The organism is Mesorhizobium escarrei, assembly GCF_935825525.1.
In the GTDB taxonomy this organism is placed as follows: domain Bacteria; phylum Pseudomonadota; class Alphaproteobacteria; order Rhizobiales; family Rhizobiaceae; genus Mesorhizobium; species Mesorhizobium escarrei.
Genome location: NZ_CAKXZT010000126.1, coordinates 107,227 through 129,068 on the forward strand (window position 1 = coordinate 107,227; position 21,842 = coordinate 129,068).

The 21,842-nt window shown below is 64.0% G+C and carries 18 protein-coding genes; 10 read left to right on the forward strand and 8 right to left on the reverse strand.

What is annotated here, in order from left to right:
• The first annotated feature begins 27 nt into the window (after window positions 1–27).
• The 6 genes from rhaS (at window position 28) to NMG80_RS16360 (ending at window position 6,347) form a co-directional block, all read left to right on the forward strand.
• Complete coding sequence (gene rhaS / locus NMG80_RS16335) at window positions 28–1,023, forward strand: rhamnose ABC transporter substrate-binding protein (RefSeq protein ID WP_254019031.1); 996 nt, start codon at window positions 28–30, stop codon at window positions 1,021–1,023.
• Between the two features lie 111 nt (window positions 1,024–1,134).
• Complete coding sequence (locus tag NMG80_RS16340; RefSeq protein WP_254019032.1) at window positions 1,135–2,691, forward strand: sugar ABC transporter ATP-binding protein; 1,557 nt, start codon at window positions 1,135–1,137, stop codon at window positions 2,689–2,691.
• Window positions 2,688–3,665: an ABC transporter permease gene (locus NMG80_RS16345; protein ID WP_254019033.1), complete on the forward strand. Its 978-nt coding sequence runs from the start codon at window positions 2,688–2,690 to the stop codon at window positions 3,663–3,665. Before NMG80_RS16340 ends, NMG80_RS16345 begins: the two co-directional genes overlap by 4 nt.
• On the forward strand, window positions 3,662–4,663 hold the full coding sequence (locus NMG80_RS16350; protein WP_254019034.1) for an ABC transporter permease: 1,002 nt from the start codon (window positions 3,662–3,664) through the stop codon (window positions 4,661–4,663). The genes NMG80_RS16345 and NMG80_RS16350 overlap by 4 nt, the downstream gene beginning before the upstream one ends.
• Window positions 4,663–4,980: an L-rhamnose mutarotase gene (gene rhaM / locus NMG80_RS16355; RefSeq protein WP_254019035.1), complete on the forward strand. Its 318-nt coding sequence runs from the start codon at window positions 4,663–4,665 to the stop codon at window positions 4,978–4,980. Before NMG80_RS16350 ends, rhaM begins: the two co-directional genes overlap by 1 nt.
• Window positions 4,977–6,347, forward strand: coding sequence for an FGGY-family carbohydrate kinase (locus NMG80_RS16360; RefSeq protein ID WP_254019036.1), 1,371 nt, complete (start codon window positions 4,977–4,979; stop codon window positions 6,345–6,347). The genes rhaM and NMG80_RS16360 overlap by 4 nt, the downstream gene beginning before the upstream one ends.
• On the opposite strand, the gene NMG80_RS16365 is transcribed toward NMG80_RS16360, so the two are convergent.
• The 3 genes from NMG80_RS16365 to galE form a co-directional block, all read right to left on the reverse strand.
• Entirely contained in the window at window positions 6,348–8,174 is a 1,827-nt protein-coding gene (locus tag NMG80_RS16365; protein WP_254019037.1) for an alanine racemase, read from the reverse strand.
• 3 nt (window positions 8,175–8,177) lie between these two features.
• Entirely contained in the window at window positions 8,178–9,428 is a 1,251-nt protein-coding gene (locus NMG80_RS16370) for a D-amino acid dehydrogenase (RefSeq protein WP_254019038.1), read from the reverse strand.
• A 111-nt stretch (window positions 9,429–9,539) separates the two neighbouring features.
• Window positions 9,540–10,535 (reverse strand): UDP-glucose 4-epimerase GalE, encoded by a 996-nt coding sequence (galE, locus tag NMG80_RS16375; protein ID WP_254019039.1) that lies wholly within the window; start codon window positions 10,533–10,535, stop codon window positions 9,540–9,542.
• 279 nt (window positions 10,536–10,814) lie between these two features.
• Here galE and hemA point away from each other — a divergent pair, with 279 nt between their 5' ends.
• Window positions 10,815–12,092, forward strand: a complete 1,278-nt coding sequence (gene hemA, locus NMG80_RS16380; RefSeq protein WP_254019040.1) for a 5-aminolevulinate synthase — start codon at window positions 10,815–10,817, stop codon at window positions 12,090–12,092.
• Window positions 12,093–12,227: 135 nt separating this feature from the next.
• Here hemA and NMG80_RS16385 read toward each other — a convergent pair whose 3' ends face one another.
• Entirely contained in the window at window positions 12,228–13,394 is a 1,167-nt protein-coding gene (locus NMG80_RS16385) for a pyridoxal phosphate-dependent aminotransferase (protein ID WP_254019041.1), read from the reverse strand.
• A gap of 112 nt (window positions 13,395–13,506) precedes the next feature.
• On the reverse strand, window positions 13,507–13,926 hold the full coding sequence (gene mscL, locus NMG80_RS16390; RefSeq protein WP_254019042.1) for a large conductance mechanosensitive channel protein MscL: 420 nt from the start codon (window positions 13,924–13,926) through the stop codon (window positions 13,507–13,509).
• 246 nt (window positions 13,927–14,172) lie between these two features.
• On the opposite strand from mscL, the gene NMG80_RS16395 reads away from it, so the two are divergent.
• Entirely contained in the window at window positions 14,173–17,661 is a 3,489-nt protein-coding gene (locus tag NMG80_RS16395) for a hybrid sensor histidine kinase/response regulator (protein ID WP_254019208.1), read from the forward strand.
• Window positions 17,662–17,671: 10 nt separating this feature from the next.
• On the opposite strand, the gene NMG80_RS16400 is transcribed toward NMG80_RS16395, so the two are convergent.
• Both NMG80_RS16400 and NMG80_RS16405 read right to left on the reverse strand, forming a co-directional pair.
• The gene (locus NMG80_RS16400; RefSeq protein ID WP_254019209.1) at window positions 17,672–18,331 is read right to left on the reverse strand and encodes a response regulator transcription factor; all 660 of its coding nucleotides are present in this window, start codon (window positions 18,329–18,331) and stop codon (window positions 17,672–17,674) included.
• 71 nt (window positions 18,332–18,402) lie between these two features.
• Window positions 18,403–18,894 carry a hypothetical protein gene (locus NMG80_RS16405; RefSeq protein ID WP_254019043.1) on the reverse strand — a complete coding sequence of 164 codons (492 nt, stop codon included), beginning with the start codon at window positions 18,892–18,894 and terminating at the stop codon, window positions 18,403–18,405.
• A gap of 168 nt (window positions 18,895–19,062) precedes the next feature.
• Between NMG80_RS16405 and NMG80_RS16410 the strand changes: the two genes are divergently transcribed.
• Window positions 19,063–19,413, forward strand: a complete 351-nt coding sequence (locus tag NMG80_RS16410) for a DUF952 domain-containing protein (protein WP_254019044.1) — start codon at window positions 19,063–19,065, stop codon at window positions 19,411–19,413.
• Window positions 19,410–20,486, forward strand: a complete 1,077-nt coding sequence (locus NMG80_RS16415; RefSeq protein ID WP_254019045.1) for a quinone-dependent dihydroorotate dehydrogenase — start codon at window positions 19,410–19,412, stop codon at window positions 20,484–20,486. The genes NMG80_RS16410 and NMG80_RS16415 overlap by 4 nt, the downstream gene beginning before the upstream one ends.
• On the opposite strand, the gene NMG80_RS16420 is transcribed toward NMG80_RS16415, so the two are convergent.
• Entirely contained in the window at window positions 20,483–21,835 is a 1,353-nt protein-coding gene (locus NMG80_RS16420; RefSeq protein ID WP_254019046.1) for an MATE family efflux transporter, read from the reverse strand. The two genes, NMG80_RS16415 and NMG80_RS16420, sit on opposite strands and share 4 nt — an antisense overlap.
• Window positions 21,836–21,842 lie beyond the last annotated feature (7 nt).

Genomic DNA, 21,842 nt, shown 5'->3' on the forward strand with positions numbered 1-21,842 from the left:
AATGCAACGCTCAAGGGAGGATATTCGATGAGCTTTCTGAAGAAATTGATGGTTACGGCGGCGTTTTCCGCCGCCATGTTCGTGAATGCCGCCTATGCCGAGAACGTCAAGATCGCGCTGGTGGTGAAGTCGCTCGGCAACGGCTTCTTCGATGCCGCCAACAAGGGCGCCGAAGAGGCGGCCAAGGAACTCGGCGGCGTCGATATCATCTACACCGGCCCGACCAAGGCGACCGCCGAAGCGCAGATCGAGGTGATCAATTCGCTGATCGCCCAAAAAGTCGACGCGATCGCCATTTCGGCCAACGACGCCGACGCGCTGGTTCCGGCGCTGAAGAAGGCGATGGATCGCGGCATCACCGTCATCTCGTGGGATTCCGGCGTCGCTCCGGAAGGCCGCCAGCTCCACCTCAACCCCTCGGACACCAACCTGATCGGCGAGACCATCATCAAGCTTGCCGCCGACTATCTGCCGGAAGGCGGCGATGTCGCCATCCTGTCGGCTTCGTCGACCGCGACCAACCAGAACGCCTGGATCGACGCGGCCAAGAAGGTGCTGCCGGAGAAATTCCCCAAGATCAATCTCGTCGCCACCGTCTATGGCGACGACGACTCGGCCAAGAGCACGGACGAGGCCAAGGGCCTGCTAAAATCCTATCCGAACCTCAAGGCGATCATCGCACCGACCACGGTCGGCGTCGTTGCCGCCGCGCAGGTGGTGACCGACCAGGGCCTGATCGGCAAGGTCAACGTCACCGGCCTGGCGCTGCCGTCGGAGTTCAAGAAGTTTATCGACAACGGCGCCAGCCAGGCGGTTGCGCTGTGGAACCCGATCGATCTCGGCTACTCGGCCGTCTACCTCGCCCATGATTTGGCGGTGAAGAAGGAAGAAGCCAAGCCGGGTGCGACGCTGTCGATCGGCCGCGTCGGCAAGGTCACGCTGGACGATACCAATTCGGCTGCCATGGCTCCGCCCTTCAAGTTCGACAAGTCGAACATCGAAGAGTTCTCCAAGATCTATTGATCCTGGAGCGCCACCCTCCCTTTGTGGGGAGGGTCGGCGAGGCAGCTTCGCGAAGCGATGCAGGCGAGACGGGATGGGGGTGGCGACATCTCCATACACCAGGACCCAGATATGCTAGTAGACCCCCACCCCGCTCACTTCGTCCGCGACCCTCCCCACAAGGGGGAGGGTAAGGCGGCTCCGCGCCTGACCCTGTCAGGCATTTCGAAAAGTTTTCCCGGCGTGCGCGCGCTGCACGACGTCAGCCTGTCGCTCTACCCCGGCCAGGTAACCGCGCTGATCGGCGAGAACGGCGCCGGCAAGTCGACGCTGGTCAAGATCATGACCGGCATCTACCAGCCCGACGCTGGCACCATCAGCATCGACGGCCAGGCCGTCACACTGCCCAGCGCGCATGCCGCCTTCGGGCACGGCATCACCGCCATCCACCAGGAAACCGTGCTGTTCGATGACCTGACGGTGGCCGAAAACATCTTGCTCGGCCATGCGCCGCGATCGCGCTTCGGCACCATCGACTGGCGCACCATGCGCAAGAATGCCCGTGAAGTATTGAACACCATGGGTGCCGGCCACATCGACGCCGACGCGCGGCTGAAGGACCTTGGCATCGCCAACAAGCACCTCGTCGCAGTCGCCCGCGCCATGTCGATCGACGCCCAGATCGTCATCATGGACGAACCCACCGCAGCGCTGTCGCTGAAGGAGATCGAGGAGCTGTTTTTGCTGGTCGAGTTCCTGAAGAGCGAAGGCAAGGCGATCCTGTTCATCAGCCACAAGTTCGACGAGATCTATCGCATCGCCGACCGCTATACGGTGTTCCGCGACGGCGAGATGGTCGGCGAAGGCCTGATCAGGGATGCCGGCCAGAGCCAAATCGTGCGCATGATGGTCGGCCGCGCCGTCGATCACATCTTTCCGCAACGCAAGGCCGAGATCGGCGCGCCGGTGCTTGCCGTCTCCGGCCTGTCGCACCCGACCGAGTTCGACGACATCGGCTTCGAGCTGCACAGAGGCGAGATCCTCGGCTTCTACGGACTTGTCGGCGCCGGCCGCAGCGAGGTGATGCAGGCGATATCAGGCATCACCCGCACCAGCAGCGGAACCATCACGCTGGAAGGCAAGGCGATCGTGCCGAAATCGGCGGCGGATTCGATCGATGCCGGCATCGTCTACGTGCCGGAAGAACGCGGCAAGCAAGGCGTGGTGATCGGCCTGCCGATCTTCCAGAATATCTCGCTGCCCTCGCTGAAGCGCACGTCCAAATCAGGTGTGTTGCGGCTGGCCGAAGAGTTCGCGCTGGCCCGTTCCTACACCGAACGGCTCGACCTGCGCGCCTCCTCGCTCAGCCAGGATGTCGGCACGCTGTCGGGCGGCAACCAGCAGAAGATCGTCATCGCCAAATGGCTGGCGACCACGCCCAAGGTGATCATCCTCGACGAGCCGACCAAAGGCATCGACATCGGCTCCAAGGCCGCCGTGCACGGCTTCATGGCCGAGCTGGTCGCGCAAGGCCTGTCGGTGATCATGGTGTCGTCCGAACTGCCCGAGATCCTCGGCATGTCCGACCGCGTCGTCGTCATGCGCGAGGGCCGCATCGCCTCGGTCTATGACAATAAGAGGCTCGACGCCGAAACGCTGGTCAAGACGGCAGCGGGGATCGCAGCATGAAGGTTTTTCCTAGATACCGCGAAGTCTGGCTGCTCGCCGCCATCGTCGTGCTGATCGGGCTGATCTCGATGCGCTTTCCGGGCTTTGCTGCCTTCGGCAATCTGCGCCAGCTGTTCAACGACACCTCGATCCTGATGATCCTGGCGCTGGGGCAAATGGTGGTGATCCTGACCCGCTCGATCGACCTATCGATGGCGTCCAACCTGTGCTTCACCGGCATGGTGGTGGCGATGCTCAACGCCGCGCATCCGGCAATCCCGATCCCGCTGCTGATCGTCATCGCACTTCTGGTCGGCCTGGTGCTTGGCGCCATCAACGGTTTTTTGGTATGGCGGCTGAACATTCCCTCGATCGTGGTGACGCTCGGCACGCTCACCATCTATCGCGGCGCCACCTTCGTCATTTCAGGCGGTGCCTGGGTCAATGCCGATCAGATGAGCCCTGATTTCATCGGCCTGCAGCGCGCGGCCTTTCTCGGCATTCCGGTCCTGTCGTGGATCGCCATACTGGTCATCGCCTTGTTCTTCCTGTTGATGACGCGCACCGCGCTCGGCCGCTCGATCTATGCCATCGGCGTCAATCCGACCGCATCGGTCTACGCCGGCATCGATGTCGGCCGTACCAAGTTCATCGTCTTCTGCATCTCGGGGATGGCCGCCGGTCTGTGCGGCTATCTCTGGATCTCGCGCTATGTCATCGCCTCGGTCGAGGTCGCCAACGGCTACGAGCTCAACATCATCGCCGCCTGCGTCATCGGCGGCATCTCGATCGCCGGCGGCATCGGCTCGGTCGGCGGCGCGGTGCTCGGCGCGCTGTTCCTCGGCATCATCTCCAATGCGCTGCCGGTGATCAACATCTCGCCGTTCTGGCAGATGGCGATTTCGGGCAGCGCCATCATCCTGGCCGTGGTGCTCAACGCGCGCGGCGAACGCCGGCAAGGCCGCATCATTCTCAAGAAGGCGGAAGCGGCATGACCGACACCCCTGCCCCACGCTACATTCCCGACCGGCTCGACAAGCCGCTCAACGCGGCGATCTTCTCATGGGAGGCGCTGCTGGTCGCGGTGGCGGTCGCCATCTTTGCCGTCAACAGCTTCGCCTCGCCCTATTTCCTCGACGTGTGGTCGCTGTCGGACCTGACCTTCAACTTCACAGAAAAGGCGCTGATCGCGCTCGCCATGGCGCTGCTGATCATTTCCGGCGAGATCGACCTGTCGGTCGCCGCCATCATTGCGCTGGCCTCGACGATGATGGGCATGGCGATGCAGGCCGGCGCCGGCACACCGGTGCTGGTGGCGATCGGCATCCTGGTCGGGCTCGGCTGCGGCGCCTTCAACGGGCTGCTCGTCACCAGGCTGGGACTCCCGTCGATCGTCGTCACCATCGGCACGATGAGCCTGTTTCGCGGCATCGCCTTCATCGTCCTCGGCGACCAGGCCTACAAGGGCTATCCCTCTAGCTTCGCCTTCTTCGGCCAAGGCTATGTCTGGTGGGTGGTGTCGTTTGAGCTGACGCTGTTCCTCGTCGCGGCGGTCATCTACTGGTTCCTTCTGCACCGGACGAGCTTCGGCCGCCGCGTCTTCGCCATCGGCAACAACCCGGTCGCGGCGCAGTTTTCAGGCGTGCGCGTCGGCCGCATCAAGTTCATCCTGTTCTGCCTGACCGGGCTGATGGCGGGCATCGCCTCGGTGCTGATCACCTCGCGGCTCGGCTCGACCCGGCCATCGATCGCGCAAGGCTACGAATTGGAAGTCATCACCATGGTGGTGCTCGGCGGCGTCAGCATCCTGGGCGGCGCCGGCAGCATCGTGGGCGTGGTGCTCGCCGCCTTCATCATGGGGCTGGTGACTTTCGGCTTGGGGCTGCTCAACGTGCCTGGCATCGTCATGTCGATCTTCATCGGCCTGCTGCTGATCATCGTCATCGCGCTGCCCATCGTCTGGCGGCGGGTGCGGCGGGAGCGGTTGACCTGATGGCCGAAAAATACGCGTTCAAGATGAAACTAAATCCGGGGATGAAGGCCGAATACAAGAGGCGCCATGACGAGATCTGGCCGTCGCTGGTGGCGCTGCTCAAACAGGCCGGCGTTTCCGACTATTCGATCCATCTCGACGAAGAGACAAACATACTGTTCGGCGTGCTGTGGCGGCTCGACGACCATGGCATGGACGAATTGCCGAAGCACAAGCTGATGCAGCGCTGGTGGGCCGAGATGGCCGACATCATGGAGACCGGGCCTGATAACGAGCCGGTGGCGGTGCCGCTGGAGACCATGTTCCATATGAAATGACCCGCCACGTCGCCGTCATCGATATCGGCAAGACCAACGCCAAGCTGGCGCTGGTCGATCTCGCCGATATGCGCGAAGTTGCGCTGCGCCGCATGGCGAACGCGCCCGTCGCCGACGGTCCCTACCCGCACCACGATATCGAGCTTCTGTGGTCGTTCATCCTCGACAGCCTCGCCGGGATCAATCGCGAACAGCGCATCGACGCGATATCGATCACCACGCATGGTGCGACGGGCGTGCTGGTGGACGCTGCCGGTGAGCTGGCGCTGCCGGTGCTCGACTATGAATTCACCGGGCCCGACGCCCTTGCCCAGTACTATGACGCGATCCGTCCGGCCTTCGCCGAGACGGGCACGCCGCGCCTGCCGGTCGGCCTCAATCTCGGCGCGCAGTTCTTCTGGCAACAGAAGCGCCTCCCGGCGGAGTTCGGCAAGGCCGCCGCGATCCTGATGTATCCGCAATACTGGGCGTTGCGCCTGACCGGTGTCGCTGCCAACGAAGTGACCTCGCTCGGCTGCCACACCGACCTGTGGAACCCGTGGAGAGCGGATTTTTCGTCGCTGGTCGACAAAATGGAATGGCGCCGGCTGATGGCGCCGGTGCGGCCGGCCAAGGATCGCCTTGGCCCGATCCTGCCCGCGCTTGCGACACGGACCGGGCTCGACCCGCAGACGCCGGTGTTGTGCGGCCTGCATGATTCCAACGCCTCGCTGCTGCCGCATCTTCTGTCCGACAGACCGCCTTTCTCCGTGGTCTCGACCGGCACCTGGGTGGTGTCGATGGCGGTCGGCGGCAACAAGATCGCACTCGACCCGGCGCGCGACACGCTGGTCAACGTCAATGCGCTCGGCGATCCCGTGCTTTCGGCGCGGTTCATGGGCGGCCGCGAGTTTTCGCTGCTGACGGAAGGCCAATCGGAAGACTGGACAGAAGAGGGTGTCGCCGCAGTGCTCGCGCGGAAGACGTCCCTACTGCCTTCGACCCAACAGGGCTCGGGGCCGTTCCCGCATCACAGAGCCGCATGGCTCAACGCGGACGGCATCAATAACGGCCAACGCTTTGCCGCCATCTCTTTCTATCTGGCGCTGATGACCGCGGCCTGCCTCGATCTGATCGGCGCCGACGGCCCGACCATCGTCGAGGGCCCGTTCGCCCGCAACCGGCTTTTTGTCAGCATGCTGGCTGCGGCGACGGCGCGTGCGGTCATTGCGTCCGAGGCGGCGACCGGCACCAGCATCGGCGCTGCCTTGCTGGCGTCGGACCAAAGAATGGTCCAAGGCAAAGGCGAAAGGATCGAACCGCCGGCCGACCCAGCCTGGGCGGATTATGCACGTTCATGGCGCGCGGCGGTCGACGCGCAGGGCTGATCACAAAATCCGCTTGCCGAAAGCCGACATGACGAAGTTGACGGTGTCTATCGCAACCCGCGGTTCCAAACCTGATGTCAGGCCGGAAACATCCATCGACAACAGACCGCCGGACAGCGCGATCGCCTCCATCGCCTGATGCGTTTCGCGCACCGTGATGCCGCCGGAGCCAGCCGCCCAGCCGGCGAATTCGGTCACCTCAGGCGAATAGCTGACATGGAACCCCTGCGTGCCGGAGGTGGCGATGCGGATCGCCTCGTGCATCAGGTCGCGCATGCCCATAGCGTCGATGTCGGTCATGGTGAAGGCGGAGACGCGCGAATCCTTCAGCACCCGGGCCTCGGCCGGATCGGCATGGCGCAGCCCGACGATGACGACGTTTTCCGGCGACAGCTGCGGCTGCAGCGCGCCGGGCTTGTGATCGAGACCGAGCGCCCGCGCCAGCACCGAGCGTTCCGGCAGATCGATGCCGTCCTCGTCTTCGGGCATCAGTGCGGCGATGGAATCGATCCAGATCAGGCCGAAGGAGTGTGTCGCCCGCGCGGTCGTCGACAGCGCCTTGTGGGCGACGCGCCGGTCACTGCCGGCGGTGAGCCGGACCAGGCCGGATGGCGGCCGCTCGATATCGGCCAGTTCGACGACATCGAAATTCATCGCCTCCAGCCGGGCGCCGGTCGCTTCCCTGGCGAGGATGCCGGCGGCCGCCGGTTCGGCTGATATCGACACCATCTTGCGGCCGGAGAAATCCTCGACATCGTGCATTGGGGCCTTTTCGACATATTCCGAGGTCATCGCCAGCAGCATGGCGCCATAGCTCATGCGGAAAGCGACACGGTCGCCGACGGCGGGTGGCGGCTCGGCATCGGTCACGTCGAGAAGCAGATGGTCGCTGGAGGCGCCGAGCACCCGCACGCCCTTGGCAATCGGCGTCAAACCTTCGATCAACACGTCCTCGCGGCCGATATTGGCGATGGCGCGCAACCTGTCGCCCTCATCGGCAAACACCGGCTGGTTGCCGAAAGCGTCGTAGCCGGATTGGCCGATCGGCCGCGACGGCTTCAGCTTGACTTCGATGATGTCGCTGGTCACGCGGCAGGCATCGGGTTCCAGTTCGGCCCACGGCGTCTCGCGGAAGGTTTCGACGCCACCCTGCAGGATTGCTTCGCCGACCCGCAGATTGTTGATGCCGGCGGGCAGCCTGCCTTCGAGCAACAGTGTCAGCGACGATGACGCCCCACCAGAGATCCAGTCGAGCCTTGCGCCGGACAGACGCTCGGTCTTGTAGGCATGAGCGACAAGTTGCCCGAGATTTTCCTCCGTCGGCATGATGGCGCCGAAGCAGCCGAGATTGGTACCGATGCCGGCGATGCGCACGCCCCTGAGTGCCAGAATCTGCTCGACCGTCGGGATGAGGTCGTTCGGCCAGATGCCTTCCCTGAGATCGCCAAGGTCGATCATCAGCATGATGTGGTGGACCCGCCCCATGCGCTCGGCGATGCGCGATATCTCGCGGATGGTGGCGAGCTCGGATTGCAGGCTGATGTCGACGGTGCGCACCACTTCTTCGACGCGCGCCATCGGTGGACTGCGCAGCAGCATGATCGGCGCATTGATGCCGCTGTCACGCAGCCGGCGGATGTTTTCGAAACGCGATTCGGCAATGCCGGCGACGCCGCCGCGCAGCATGGCTCGCGCTACTTGCGGCATGCCGCAAGTGCCCTTGGTGACGCCGAAGACCCTGATACCGGACATGGCGCAGCGGTCGACGATCGTGCGTGCATTGCGCTCGATGCGGCCAAGGTCGATGGCGACTTGCGGTCCCGACATTGCTTAGTTCCTGTAGACCAGTCCTTGCGGGTCGATCTCCGGCTTGCGGCCGGCGACCAAATCGGCAAGGAATTTTCCCGAGCCGCAAGCCATGGTCCAGCCGACATGGCCGTGGCCGGTGTCGAGGTAGAGGTTCTTGTACCGAGCCTGCCCGATCACAGGCACCGAGTTCGGCATCATCGGCCGCAGACCGGCCCAAAGCTCGGCCTTGTTCTCGTCGAAGGCGCCGGGAAAAAGCTCCTTGCCGGTCCTGAACATGGCGGCGAAATCGCTTGGCTTGTGAGTCCGATCGAAGCCGGTGAACTCGGCGGTCGAAGCAAGCCGCAGCCGATTGCCGAGCCGCGAATAAGCGATAAGCTGATCCTCATCGGCGCCGCCCATGGTCGGCCCCTTGCTCTCGTCCTCCAGCGGCACCGTCGCGGTGTAGCCCTTGACCGGATAAACCGGCAGGTCGATACCATAGCGGCGACCGAGCAGGCCGCTCTCCGGTCCCATCGAGATGACCAGGGCGTCGCCTGTTATCGGGCCGGCCAAGGTCATCACCGCCCGCACCCGATCGCCTTCGATGTCGAGGCCTTCGACCGTCGTGCCGTAGAGAAACTGGACGCCGAGTTTCTCGGCGGCATAGGCAGCGATGTTTCGGGTGAACTGGCTGGAGTCGCCGGTCTGGTCGATCGGCGAATAGACGCCGCCGGCTATTCTGTCCCTGGCGCCGGCAAGGCCGGGCTCGAGCTCGACCAGCCGCTCGCGGCCGACGATCTCGATTGGCAGACCGTGCTCGGCGAGATAGCGGTAATTGTCGGTGCCGGCATCAAAACTCTGCTGCGAGCGGAAGAAATAGAGAATGCCCTTCTTGCGCTCGTCATAGTGAATGCCGATGTCGGCCGAGATGGCGTTGATGCAGTCGCGCGAATAAAGCGCCAGGCGCAGCTTGATGTCGGTGTTGGCGCGCAGTCTCGCATGCGTGCATTGGCGCAGGAAGCGCAGGCTCCAGGCGAAGAAATAGGGATCGAAGCGCAGCCGCACCTTGATGCCGAGATCGTGGTTGTAGAGCGCGCGCAAAAAAATCTTCAGCGCAGCGGGCGAGGCCCAGGCGGTGGCGTCGCCGGGCGACACCAGGCCGGCATTCGATTGGCTGGTGCCTCGCGCCGCCATCGGATGGCGCTCGATGACGGTCACCTCGTGGCCGTCGCTCGCCAGATAGTAGGCGGCCGCCGTGCCGACGACGCCAGCGCCAAGGACCAATATCTTCATGCCGCCCCCAAAGGATCAAATACGGCCGAAACGCCTCCACGTTTCAGCCGCAGCTCCTTCAATAGCGCTTCTACGCTCGATCTACGAGCCCACGGAGGAAAAACCGGGACTTCAGCTCCGCGCCGAATTCTTGCCGGTCAGGATACGCTCCCAGGCGAGCGCGTCGGCGACGATCTGGTCGAGGTCGTCGCGCTGTGGGGTCCAACCGAGTTCGCTGCGCGCCAGCTCCGAGTTGGCAACCACCGCAGCGGCGTCGCCCGCACGGCGCTCGCCGATCCGCACGTCGAAATCATGGCCAAAGACGCGGCGCACGCTGTCGATCACCTCGAGCACCGAATAGCCGTGGCTGTAGCCGCAATTGGCGACGAGGCTTCGTCCCCCGGCGCGCAGCCGTTCCAGCGCCAGCCGATGCGCCGCCGCCAGATCGCTGACATGGATGTAGTCGCGCATGCAGGTGCCGTCGGGCGTCGGATAGTCGGTACCGAACACCTGCATGAAGGGACGCTTGCCGAGCGCCGTCTCGCAGGCAACCTTGATCAGATGCGTGGCGCCAGGCGTCGACTGGCCGGTGCGGCCCTTCGGATCGGCGCCGGCGACGTTGAAATAGCGCAACGCCGTATAACGCAAGCCATAGGCGATTGCGGCGTCACGCAGCATCCATTCGCTCATCAGCTTGGACAGGCCGTAGGGCGATTCCGGTGCAAGGCGCCCATCCTCGCGCACCGGCTCCAGCCCGGCGCCGCCATAGACGGCGGCGGTCGAGGAGAAGATGAAATTGGGCACGCCTTCGCGCACCGCGGTCTCGATCAGCGTGCGCGTCTTGCAGGTGTTGTTCTCGTAATAGCCGAGCGGGTCGGCGACCGATTCGGGAACCACGATGGAGCCGGCGAAATGGATGATCGCGTCGACATGATTGTCGCGGATGACCCCGCCGACCAGCTCCTTGTCGGCGACATCGCCGACGACGAGCTTTGCCTCCGGCGCCACCGCCCACTCAAACCCAGTCGAAAGCCGGTCGAGGACGACAACGCTGTCGCCGGCGTCCAGCAGTTCCCAGACCATATGGCTGCCGATATACCCGGCGCCGCCTGTCACCAAAACCGTCATCCGCGTCCTCACTGCTCAAGATTTATCGGAAACTGTCTCAACACCCGCCCTACTGGAAAGCCTGCCGCCAGGCCATTGGTCCATGCCCATCAGTGCCTGGTAACCAGTCTCGTCGGCGCATGGCATCGTCCTGAAACAAAATTGATCCACATCAAGGGAATAGGCCACGATCCGTGGCCGTTAGGAACAGGCTTGGGGCGTGGCATTTTGACCAAAAAGGCCAAGTAGACGTCGAATAGGGCAATGATTATGATCCCACGCAAAAATTGGGAAGCCGAAATGAACTATCAGCGGTTCTTCGAAGACGCGATCGACCAGCTCCACGCCGAGCGTCGCTACCGCGTCTTCGCCGACCTGGAGCGCATCGTGGGGAAATTCCCACGCGCCATCTGGCGCGCCAACGGCCGCGCCCAGGAAATCACCGTCTGGTGCTCCAACGACTATCTCGGCATGGGCCAGCACCCAGACGTCATCGCCGCGATGCAGAACGCCGCCGGCAAGATGGGATCCGGCGCCGGTGGCACCCGCAACATCTCCGGCACCAGCAATCCGCTGGTCGAGCTCGAACTGGAACTGGCCGACCTGCACGACAAGGAAGCCGCACTGGCCTTCACCTCCGGCTTCGTCTCCAACGAAGCCTCGATCTCGACCATTGCGCGGCTGCTGCCCAACTGCCTGATCGTCTCGGACGAGTTGAACCACGCCTCGATGATCGAGGGCGTGCGGCGTTCGGGCGCCGAGAAGAAGATCTTCCGCCACAACGACGTTGCGCATCTCGAAGGCTTGCTGCAGGCGGCGGGCCGCGAACGCGCCAAACTGATCGTCTTCGAGAGCGTCTATTCGATGGATGGCGACATCGCGCCGATCAAACAGATCGTCGAACTTGCCGAGCGCTACAACGCCATGACCTATATCGATGAGGTGCATGCCGTCGGCATGTACGGACCGCGCGGCGGCGGCATCACCGAGCGCGAAGGGCTGGCCGACCGTATCGACATCATCGAAGGCACGCTGGCCAAGGCGTTCGGCACGCTCGGCGGCTATATCACCGGCACAAGTGCGGTGATCGATGCCGTGCGCTCCTATGCGCCGGGCTTCATCTTCACCACGGCGCTGCCGCCGGCCATTGCCGCCGCGGCGACCACGTCGATCCGCCATCTCAAGCGCTCGCAGGCCGAACGCGCCGCGCAGCAGCGCCAGGCGACGCGGACCAAGCAGGTTCTTACCGCCGCCGGCCTGCCGGTGATGGACTCCGCTACCCACATCGTGCCGCTGCTCGTCGGCGATCCCGAGCTGTGCAAGATGGCCAGCGACCGCCTGCTCGGCATCCACGGCATCTACATCCAGCCGATCAACTACCCGACCGTGCCACGCGGCACCGAACGGCTGCGCATCACGCCGACGCCGTTCCATTCGGATCATCTGATCGCAGAACTTCAGGACGCGCTGGTCGAAACCTGGGATGCTTTGGGTATCTCTTACGGTTCTGCGGGCCGGCCGGCGCTGAGGGAAAGCGACCGCGTCATTCCGCTGCTGGTGCCGAAGTCCGGCGGCTGAAGGTCGCCGCCGCGGGTGCCGTCTTGTTCTTCGACGCCGCGGCATTCGAAGGTCACGGCATGGATCCTAGGGTCTCCGCGACGTCGCTTCGCTCCTACTCCGCCCTAGGATGACGAAGGTGTGAAGGCCTGACTCTCACACACTCTTCATCCATTTCGCCAGGCGGTGCGCGGCCTCCTCGAGCTGGTCGAGGCGGCGGTGGAAGCACAGCCTGAGGAAGGCTTCGCCGCCGGGACCGAATGCCGTTCCGGGCGCCAGGCCGACATTGGCGCGGTCGACGATGTCGAAGGCGGCGGCGCGTGAATCGGTGATGCCGTCGACTGCGAAGAACAGATAGAACGCGCCCTGCGGCACGGTGAAGCGCGCCCTGCCGGTTGCAGCCAGGATGCCGCAGACCAGGTCACGCGCCGCCCTCGCCCGCTCCACCTGCTCGACGATGAAGGCGTCGCCTTCGTCGAGGGCGACGACGGCGCCACGCTGCATGAACTGGGCAACGCCGGAGGTCGAATACTGGACCAGGTTCTCGAACACCTGCTGCAGGCAAGGAGGGGTCTTGATCCAGCCGACCCGCCAGCCGGTCATCGACCAGTTCTTGGAAAAACTGTTGACGAACAGGATGCGATCCTCGTCGGCCATGATGTCGATGAAGGACGGCGCGCGACTGTCGCCATAATGGAACAGCGAATAGATCTCGTCGGCGATGATCCACAGGCCCCTTTCGCGGGCAAGATCGAGGATCGCCTGCAGCGTCTCGCTGTCGGCGGTCCAGCCGGTCGGGTTGGACGGCGAGTTGACGAACAGCGCCTTTGTCCTTGGCGTGATCGCCGCCTCGATCTTGCCGACGTCGCAGGACCAGCCATTGCCGGACTGGTCGAGCGTGACAGCGACCGGGACGGCGCCCGCCAGACTGGCGGCAGCGGCAAAGTTTGGCCAGGCCGGCGACAGATAGACGACCTCGTCGCCATTGCCGGCGACGGCGTCGAGCGCCAGCTGGATGGCGTGCATGCCCGACCCGGTGACGATGAATTCTTCCTCGGCGAAGCACTTGCCGAAATGCCTGACGTAGTAGCGGGCGAGCGCCTGCCGCAGCTCGGGGATGCCCCTCTGCCAGGTATAGAAGGTCTCGCCGCCGGCCAGCGCCCGGGCAGCGGCGTCGCTGATGAAGGCGGGCGTCGGCAGGTCGCCCTCGCCGGCCCAGAGCGGGATCATACCGTCGCGGTCGCGGCCGCGGTTCATGACGGCGACAATGCCGCTTTCCGGCGCGGCCCGGGCCTCGGCGCGCAAATTCTCGATCAAGGTCATGGATGGATCCGTTTTTCGCCTTCTGGACAGCTAGCGTGTTTTACGACAGGCGAAAATAGAAAACCCCGGCCGAAATCGACCGGGGTTTTGGTCCAGAGATCTTGCCCCTGCGCTATTTCCTGGCGAGGAGATCGCGAATTTCGGTGAGCAGCGCAATATCGGCCGGCGGAGCGGCGGGGGCGACCGGCTTTTCCTGTTGCAGCCGCCGGCGCAGATTGTTCACCGCCTTGACCATCAGGAAGATGATGAAGGCTAGGATGATGAAATTCAGCGCCACGGTGATGAAACTGCCATAGGCGAAGACTGCGCCCTGCTTCTTGGCCTCCGCCAGCGATGTGGCGTTGACGGCTGAGGACAAGGGCAGGAAATAATTGTTGAAGTCGAGTCCGCCGAAAATCGCTCCGATGATCGGCATGATGATGTCGCCGACCAGGGAATCGACGATCTTGCTGAAGGCGGCGCCGATGATGACGGCGACGGCCAAGTCCATGACATTACCCCGGGAAATGAATTCCTGGAATTCTTTCAGCACCCGACCCTCCTTGTTCTGACGGGCCAGGCTGCCGCCTCTGCCCGCTTCGTTCGGCCCCGCTTCGTTCCCCCACTGGCACAATAGCAAAAACCTGCGGTTGCAGCATTGGCAAAAGACCGGTTCCGGCCAAAATCTCCCGAAGCCGCGGCCATTCTGCGCCGAAAGCCGCGATGGACTTGATCGCCAAGCTGTGATTGCGTCTTAGCAGGCCGGATGCAAAAACCGGCAAGGGAGGATTATCGGGCCGTGCAGGGCTGGTTCATCGTCATCATCGCGATCGCCTATGTGACGTTGCTGTTCGTCATCGCCAGCCTCGGCGACCGGCGCTCAACGACATCCGGGCCTGACCGGGCCCGGCCCTTCATCTATGCGCTCAGCCTGGCGATCTACTGCACCTCCTGGACCTTCTTCGGTTCGGTCGGCCTTTCCTCCGAGCGCGGCCTCGAATTCCTCGGCATCTATATCGGCCCGGTGCTGGTATTCGTGTTCGGCTTTCCGCTGCTTCGGCGCATCGTCAGGCTGGCCAAAACAGAGAAGATCACTTCGATCGCCGACTTCCTCGGCGCCCGCTACGGCAAGAGTTTTGCCGTCGCAGCGATCGCCACGCTGATCGCGACGATCGGCGCGGTGCCTTACATGGCACTGCAGTTGAAGGCGATCTCCGGTTCGGTCAGCCTGATGGTCGAGCATTACACCGGCTCGCCACCTTCCTTCGATCCCTTCGTCAGCGACATCTCGCTGGTCGTCGCCATGCTGCTTGCGCTGTTTGCGGTGCTGTTCGGCACGCGCCATGCCGACGCCACCGAACACCAGGACGGGCTGGTGCTGGCGGTAGCGGTCGAAACCGTGGTCAAGCTCGCCGCCTTCCTGGCGATCGGCCTGATGGTGACGTTCCTGATCTTCGGCGGCCTGGGCGATATGGTCGACAAACTCGCCCAGAATTCGCAAGTTCAGCAAGCGATGGGCTACAGCACCTCGCTCGCCACCTGGCTGGTACTGACATGTTTGAGCGGTTTCGCCATCATCATGCTGCCGCGCCAGTTCTACGTCACCATCGTCGAGAACCGTAGCGAGGCCGAACTGCGCACCGCGACCTGGGTGTTTCCGCTCTATCTGGTGGCGATCAACCTTTTCGTGCTGCCGATCGCGCTCGCCGGCCTGGCGCTGGTCGGCACCAGAACCAGCAGCGATCTCTATGTCTTGTCGCTGCCGCTGCTCAGCGGTCACGATGTGCTGGCCATGGCGGCGTTCATCGGCGGCCTGTCGGCGGCGACCGCGATGGTTATCGTCGAAAGCGTCGCGCTGTCGATCATGATCTCCAACGACCTGGTCATTCCGCTGTTCGTGCGTCGCCTGCTCAAGACCACGACGTCCGAGAACGAGGACTGGTCAGCGCTTATCCTCAACGTGCGACGGGCGGCGATCTTCATCATGCTGTTCATCGCCTTCCTCTACTATCGCGAGAGCACCGACAGCGCGCGGCTCTCCTCGATCGGCCTGATGTCGTTCGCCGCGATCGCGCAGTTCGCGCCGGCCTTGATCGGCGGACTGATCTGGCGCGGCGCCAACGGCAGGGGGGCCGCACTCGGCATGGTCGCCGGCATCGTCGTCTGGAGCTACACGCTGCTGCTGCCTTCGCTTGCCGCGTCCGATACCGGCATCGTCGTCCACGGCCTGTTCGGTTTCGAAGCGTTGCGGCCGCAAGCGCTGTTCGGCACCGTCGCCGAGCCGCTGAACCACGGTGTCCTGTGGAGCCTGTCGGTCAACACGCTGTTCTTCGTGTTAGGCTCGCTGTCGCGCGCGTCGGTGCCGCTGGAGCGCATCCAGGCGTCGATTTTTGTGCCGCGCGAGGCGAGCCCGATGCCGAGCCTGCGCCGCTTCCGCACCACCGTCACCGTCAACGACCTCAAGGACACCATCGCGCGCTATCTCGGCGTCGAACGCACTGAACGGTCGTTTCAGTCGTTCGAAAAGAGCAACGGCGCTTCGCTGCACGGCAACGAGCAGGCCAGCATGGACGTCATCCGATTCTCCGAGCAGCTTCTAGCAAGTGCCGTCGGCTCCTCTTCGGCGCGGCTGATCCTGTCGCTGCTGCTGCGCCGCAACGATCGAGAGGCGAAGGACGCCTTTCGCCTGCTCGACGACGCCACCGAAGCGCTGCAGCACAATCGCGACCTGCTGCAGATCGCGCTCGACCAGATGGAACAGGGCATCACCGTCTTCGACAGGGATTTCCGGCTGATCTGCTGGAATCGCCAATATCGGGCGCTGTTCGACCTGCCCGACGAGATGGGCCAGGTCGGCGTCTCGCTCGACCGCATCCTGCGCCACCTTGCCGAGCGCGGCGACATTCCGGCCGACCAGCGGGTGGCGATGCTCAACCGCCTCACCAGTTTCGTCAGCCCCTGGCAGATGGAGCTGAAGACCAGCGGCCGCATCCTGGAATTGCGCTCCAACCCGATGCCGGACGGCGGCATCGTCGCCACCTATGCCGACATTTCCGGGCGCGTCGAGCAGGACCTGGCGCTGAAGCGCGCCAACGAAACGCTCGAACAGCGCGTCAAGAACCGCACTGTCGAACTGACGCGCGTAAACGAGGAGCTGGCACAGGCGCAGATGCTGGCGGAGGAGGCCAATCTCGGCAAGACCCGCTTCCTCGCTGCCGCCGGCCATGACATCCTGCAACCGCTGAACGCTGCTCGCCTTTATTGCTCATCGCTGATCGAAAAGGCCGGCAAGGGGCCAGCGGGCAAGGCCGCGACCAACATCGAATCCTCGCTGGAATCGGTCGAAACCATTCTTGGTGCGGTGCTCGACATTTCCCGGCTCGATGCCGGCGCGATGAAGCCGGACGATACGGCCTTCAGCCTGGACGAACTGCTGCGCCAGATCGGCAACGACTTTCAGCCGCTTGCCGCCGAGAAGAGACTCAGCCTGACGATCATGCCATCGTCGCTCAGCGTGACGACGGACCGCAATCTGCTACGCCGCCTGATCCAGAACCTGGTGTCGAACGCCATCAAATACACCCGCCATGGCCGCATCCTGGTCGGCGTGCGGCGGCGCGGCGAACTGGCCGAGATCCAGGTGATCGACACCGGAATCGGCATTGCCGCCGACAAGCTGAACACGGTCTTTCACGAATTCACCCGGCTCGACGAGGGTGCGCGCGAGGCCGACGGCCTCGGTCTCGGCCTTTCCATCGTCGACCGCATCGCTCGCGTCTTGCGCCTCGAACTCCAGATTTTTTCAAGCCCGGGCAAGGGCACGCGCTTTTCCGTCATCCTGCCGGTCGCGGCAGTCCAGCAGCCGCGGCGCGAGGTCGAGGCCAAGGCGCCGGTCCGCACTGCTGCTTCACTTGCCGGGCTGCGCGTGCTCTGCATCGATAACGACGCCCGCATCCTCGACGGCATGCGGCTGCTGCTCGAAGGCTGGGGCTGCAGCGTCGACACGTTTGCCGGCTCGGGGGATCTCGAGGGGTCCGGCATGCGTCGACCCGACATCGTGCTTGCCGACTATCATCTCGACGGCGAGACCGGCCTTGACGCGATCGCCAAACTGCGCGCTATCCATGGCCATGACATGCCGGCCGTGCTGGTCACCGCCGACCGCTCGAGCGAGGTGCGCGCCAGCGCCGGCAGGCTCGACGTGCCGGTGATCAACAAGCCGCTCAAACCAGCGGTGCTGCGCTCGATGATGGCGAGGGTCAGACCGCTGGCATCGGCGGCGGAGTAAAGCCTGAGGGTCAGCCGACCGCCGGCAGCGGGTCGCTGCCGATCTTGGACAGCAGGATCACCGCCTGGGTGCGGCTATCGACGCCAAGCTTCTGCAGGATGGCCGAGACATGCGCCTTGATCGTCGCTTCGGAGACACCGAGCTCGTAGGCGATCTGCTTGTTGAGCAGACCTTCGGCCAGCATGCCGAGCACGCGCGTCTGCTGCGGCGTCAGCGTCTGCAGCCGCTTGATCAGATCGGATATCTCGGGATCGCGCTCAACGCCGAGATCGATGCCGGTGGGCGCAGCGATGTCGCCGGCAAGCACCGACTGCACAGCACTGCGGATCTCCTCCATGCTGGCCGATTTTGAGATGAAACCCGAGGCACCAAGGTCGAGCGCGCGCCGGATGGTCACCGGGTCGTCATGTGCCGACACCACCACCAGCGGCACCGTCGGATGGATGCCGCGCAGCGAGATCAGGCCGGAAAGGCCGCTGGCGCCCGGCATCGACAGGTCGAGCAGCACCAGATCGACTTCCTCATTGGCCACGACCAGCGCCTTGGCGCTTTCGAAATCGCCGGCCTCGTGAATGCCGGCGACGTCGCCGATGCCGGCAAGCGCCTCTCTCAGCGCGCCGCGAAAAAGCGGATGATCGTCAGCGATGACGAAAGTGTAGCCTGGCGGCACATGACCCTCCCCGAATCCCATTGATGATTGTCTGCTTCTTACGGGATCAGTCGAACGATTATGCGGCGACATCAGCCGTTTTCAAGCGGCAAGCCTGTTCGCCGGGTTTCCCCGGTGAACGGTGCTCGGGTTTTTTGCGAATTGGGCCTGGCGCCATCCTCGCCGCTGTCCTTTTCCATGTCCTTGACGATCCCCATGAAGCCGCGCAGGAAGCGCTCCATGTAGCTCATCGTCTTGTTGAAATCCTCCTCGCTGGGCAATGTCGACTCAAAGCGGGCGGCAAGCGAGTTCTCGAGCTTGACGACGCGCTGGTCGAGTGCCTTCACCGAACTTTGCAGCCGGTCGATCTCGTCCTGGAAGGCCGCGCGTTCGTCGGCCGCCATCTTGCAGACGAGCTGGCCGGAACGCTCCTCGCAGATCGACATCGCACCAGTCTGCGTGTCCATGCGGACATAGCCGGTGGCCGACTTTTCCAGCCGGTAGCGGTCGGCTTCCTCGGAAAATGCTGATGCCGCGACGAGCGAGACGAGTGCTGCGGGAATCAAGACGTGCTGCGGACGCATTTTGTCCTCCATGGGCCAGTAAGCGCAATTTATCGCATGTTTGCGCCGGAAATGGGGAAGAACCCTGGCCTTTGCCTTAACGCAGATTCCTGTCGGAAAACCGTGTGACACTTTTCCGGAACCTGCTTGCCTCTTCCCCGTATGGTTGGTTCGGACTATAGCGCAATCATGTCTCAGAATATCTACAAGATAGTACCTGAACGGCTGTGGCGCGAGGCCGAAAGAAATGGCCGCTTCACCGGCGCGCCGATCGATGTCGCCGACGGCTTCATTCATTTTTCCACCGCCGGCCAGGCCAAGGAAACGGCGGCCAAACACTTTGCCGGCCAGACCGGGCTGCTGCTGGTCGCCATCGATGGCGCCAGACTGGGTGATGCGCTGAAATACGAGGTCTCGCGCGGTGGTGCGCTGTTCCCGCATCTTTACGGCCCGCTCGACCTCAACGCGGTCGTCTCGGTGCAACCATTGCCGCTCGGCACCGATGGCCTGCATCAATTCCCGATGCTGGAGGCCGAATGAGCGTGCTAGACCGGCTCGGCCAGAGGTTTCTGTTCGCATTCGATCCGGAAGCCGCCCACGGCCTGTCGATCGCGGCGCTGAAATGCGGGCTGCCGATAGGCGGGAGACCAGTGCGCGACGACAGGCTGAAAGTCAGCGTCTGCGACATCGATTTCCCCAATCCGCTCGGCATGGCCGCCGGCTACGACAAGAACGCCGAGGTTCCCGATGCGCTGCTTGGCCTCGGCTTCGGCTTTGCCGAGGTCGGCACGATCACCCCACTGCCGCAGGCCGGCAACCCGAAGCCGCGCATTTTCCGGCTGACAGCCGACGAAGCGGTGATCAACCGGCTGGGCTTCAACAATGAGGGTCACGCGGCTGCCGAACAACGGCTTGCCGCCCGCAAGGGCCGCGCCGGCATCGTCGGCGTCAATATCGGCGCCAACAAGGACAGCACCGACCGCGTCAGTGACTATGAACACGGCGTTGCCAGGTTTGCGCCCTTCGCCAGCTATCTGACGGTCAACATCTCCTCGCCGAATACGCCGGGCCTGCGCAACATGCAGGCGCGTGAACAGCTTGGCGAACTCTTGTCGCGCGTCATGGCCGCACGTACGGCAGCGGCCGCGCAGCCGGCCATCTTTCTGAAGATCGCGCCGGACCTGGTCGAGGCCGAACTGGAGGATATCGCCGCCGAGGTCACCGAGAAAGCAATAGACGGCGTCATCGTCTCCAACACCACCATCGCGCGGCCGCGGCTGCGCAGCGCCGATCTTGCCGGCGAGACCGGCGGGCTTTCGGGAAAACCGCTATTCGAGCGATCGACCATCGTGGTGGCAAAGATGCGCAAACTGCTCGGCCCGGACCCCGCCATCATCGGCGTCGGCGGCGTCGATTCCGCGGAGACGGCACTTGAAAAGATCCGCGCCGGCGCCGATCTCGTCCAGCTCTATACCGGCATGATCTATGCTGGGCCGGCACTGCCGGGCCGCATTCTTGCCGGTATGGCCCGGTTCGCGGACATGCAACGGCTCAAATCACTGCGCGAGTTGCGCGATACCAGCCTCGACCGATGGGCGTCCAAGCCGCTCTAAAACGCTGTCCGCATCCGCACGCGCAAAATGGCAAGCAGGCTGAAGCCGCGCACCAGCAGGAAGACGTGCAGCGCCGCCCACAGGCCGTGATTGCCGAAGGCCGGCGCCAGGATGAGCAAGGCCGCGCTGAAGACAAGGAACGACAAGAGCATCATGTTACGCATGTCGCGCGACCAGGTCGCGCCGATGAAGACGCCATCCATTTGAAACGCCAGCACGCCGCTGAGCGCGGTGAACGCCGCCCAGGGCAGATAGATGTCGACAACCGCGCGTACATCTTCCGACGTCGTGATCAGGGCGACCAGATCAGTACCGCCCAGCAAAAGGACAAGCGTTGCCGTGGCCGCCAACCCGAAGCCCCAGAACAGGGTCAACCGCACCGCCTGCCGGAATTGCATCGCGGCACGCGCGCCCACGGCACGCCCGGCGAGCTGTTCGGCCGCCGTGGCGAAACCGTCGAGGAAATAGCCGGCGATGAGGAAGAAGTTCATCAGCACCGCATTGGCGGCCAGCGTCACCGTGCCGAACTGTGCGCCCTGGCGGGTGAACAGCGCGAAAGCGGCGAGCAGCGAAAACGACCGGATCATGATGTCACGGTTGAGCGACATCATGCGCAGGAATGCCGACAGGTCGAGGATGCGATGGCGCGGCAGCCGGGGCGCTGCCCAGAAACGCCGGCCGATGATCGCCAGGCCAAGCAGCATGGCGACGAATTCACCGGTGACGGTCGCCCAGGCGACGCCGGCGACGCCCCAGCCGAGCTCCAGCCCCAGCAGGATGCAGAGCGCAATGTTGATGCCGTTCAGCACCAATTGCAGCATCAGTCCCAGCCCGCCCTCGCCGCGCCCCAGCACATAGCCGAGGATGGCGTAGTTGATCAGCGAGAAAGGGGCGGCGAGCAATCTGATGCGAATATAGACGGCCATCGCCTCGCTGACGCGCGTCTCGGCGCTCATGAACCATTGTCCGGCGATGGCGACCAGTGGCGCGAGGGCGGCAAGCACAATGCCGGCGACGACCGCGATCAGCACGGCGCGCCAGAACACCGCCTGTTCCTCCAGTTCGTCGCCGCGTCCGAGCGCCTGGGCGACGAGACCGGTGGTGCCGGAGCGCAGGAAATTGAAGGAGGTGAAGACGACGTCGAAGACCAGGGCGCCCGCCGCCAGGCCGCCGAGAAGGGCAGCGTCGCCCAACTGCCCGACCACGGCGGTGTCGACGACGCCGAGCAGCGGCGTCGTCAGATAGGCAAGCGTCATCGGCACCGCGATGGCGAGCACCGAGCGGTTGGTGACTACGAAAGACCGGCCGTTGGCCGCTGCTGACACCTGATCCAGGATCCGCTTCCCCATCGTGGCT

Coding starts and splice junctions, on each gene's coding strand:
- rhaS (WP_254019031.1), top strand. CDS start 28: ATGAGCTTTCTGAAGAAATTGATGGTTACGGCGGCGTTTTCCGCCGCC.
- NMG80_RS16340 (WP_254019032.1), top strand. CDS start 1,135: ATGCTAGTAGACCCCCACCCCGCTCACTTCGTCCGCGACCCTCCCCAC.
- NMG80_RS16345 (WP_254019033.1), top strand. CDS start 2,688: ATGAAGGTTTTTCCTAGATACCGCGAAGTCTGGCTGCTCGCCGCCATC.
- NMG80_RS16350 (WP_254019034.1), top strand. CDS start 3,662: ATGACCGACACCCCTGCCCCACGCTACATTCCCGACCGGCTCGACAAG.
- rhaM (WP_254019035.1), top strand. CDS start 4,663: ATGGCCGAAAAATACGCGTTCAAGATGAAACTAAATCCGGGGATGAAG.
- NMG80_RS16360 (WP_254019036.1), top strand. CDS start 4,977: ATGACCCGCCACGTCGCCGTCATCGATATCGGCAAGACCAACGCCAAG.
- NMG80_RS16365 (WP_254019037.1), bottom strand. CDS start 8,174: ATGTCGGGACCGCAAGTCGCCATCGACCTTGGCCGCATCGAGCGCAAT.
- NMG80_RS16370 (WP_254019038.1), bottom strand. CDS start 9,428: ATGAAGATATTGGTCCTTGGCGCTGGCGTCGTCGGCACGGCGGCCGCC.
- galE (WP_254019039.1), bottom strand. CDS start 10,535: ATGACGGTTTTGGTGACAGGCGGCGCCGGGTATATCGGCAGCCATATG.
- hemA (WP_254019040.1), top strand. CDS start 10,815: ATGAACTATCAGCGGTTCTTCGAAGACGCGATCGACCAGCTCCACGCC.
- NMG80_RS16385 (WP_254019041.1), bottom strand. CDS start 13,394: ATGACCTTGATCGAGAATTTGCGCGCCGAGGCCCGGGCCGCGCCGGAA.
- NMG80_RS16405 (WP_254019043.1), bottom strand. CDS start 18,894: ATGCGTCCGCAGCACGTCTTGATTCCCGCAGCACTCGTCTCGCTCGTC.
- NMG80_RS16410 (WP_254019044.1), top strand. CDS start 19,063: ATGTCTCAGAATATCTACAAGATAGTACCTGAACGGCTGTGGCGCGAG.
- NMG80_RS16415 (WP_254019045.1), top strand. CDS start 19,410: ATGAGCGTGCTAGACCGGCTCGGCCAGAGGTTTCTGTTCGCATTCGAT.
- NMG80_RS16420 (WP_254019046.1), bottom strand. CDS start 21,835: ATGGGGAAGCGGATCCTGGATCAGGTGTCAGCAGCGGCCAACGGCCGG.